The organism is Methylobacterium sp. WL6 (assembly GCF_008040095.1).
Classification (GTDB): Bacteria; Pseudomonadota; Alphaproteobacteria; order Rhizobiales; family Beijerinckiaceae; genus Methylobacterium.
This window is the reverse complement of sequence record NZ_VRVH01000638.1, coordinates 1-736: the sequence shown is the minus strand read 5'-3', so window position 1 is coordinate 736 and position 736 is coordinate 1. Positions and strand designations below refer to the sequence as shown.

Annotated in this window: 2 protein-coding genes; both read right to left on the bottom strand. The window is 76.2% G+C overall.

All coding sequences use genetic code 11. The annotated features are described in order from the left end of the window. A partial coding sequence (locus tag FV230_RS28930; protein WP_147844796.1) for a DUF2163 domain-containing protein occupies nt 1–450 on the bottom strand: 450 nt, incomplete at its 3' end. Nucleotides 451–463: 13 nt separating this feature from the next. Beyond that, nucleotides 464–736, bottom strand: a 273-nt coding sequence (locus FV230_RS28925; protein WP_187275671.1) for a DUF2460 domain-containing protein, incomplete at its 5' end; no start/stop codon positions are given.

Here is a 736-nt window from a genome sequence, read left to right as displayed (position 1 = left end):
GGTGGCGCGGTAGCTGCGGCCGCGCTCGGCGTCGAGCCGGTCGGCCAGGCCCCGCACCTCCGCGACGAAGGCGTCGCCCGCCCGGCGGATCTCGCCGAGCGTGCCGACGTCGAGCAGCAGGCGGGTGTCCGGGTCGGTCCAGTCCACCAGCCAGGTCTCGATCCCGGCGCCGTCGTAGAGGCCGCCGGCGATGTCGGCCTCTGTCAGCCCGAGGCTCGCGAGCGCGCCGGAGACGTCGCCGCCGGAGACGGCGAAGCCGAGCTCGGCCGCGGCTTCGGCCGCTTCCAGCCCGGTGCGGGCGGCGTAGGTCAGGCCCGCCACGGCGAGGTCGCGGTCGTGGTCGGTGAAGCCGAGGGCGACGCCGTCGCGGCGGCGCAGGGCCCAGCATCGGCAGAGGGTGGTGACCCCGCCGGCGCGGTGGGCGGCGAAGGCGGGCGGCAGGTCGCGCATGGTTCCGAACTCCCTACGGCACGATCTCGACGAGCGGCACCTTCGGGATCTCGCCCGCGGCGAACGCTTCGAGGTTGACGACGAGGTCGTCGGTGTCGAACCGGACCGGCACGTCGAAGGCGAAGCCCGCGGTGATCACGGCGCCGGCCGCCGGCACCGAGCCGGCGCCGAACACGACCAGCCCGGTCGCGGGATCGCAGGCGAAGCCCGCGGCCGCCACTTCGATCCCGGCGACCGCCACCCGCACGCTCCCCGCGACCGGCTTGGCGATCGTCCGCCGGTAGGG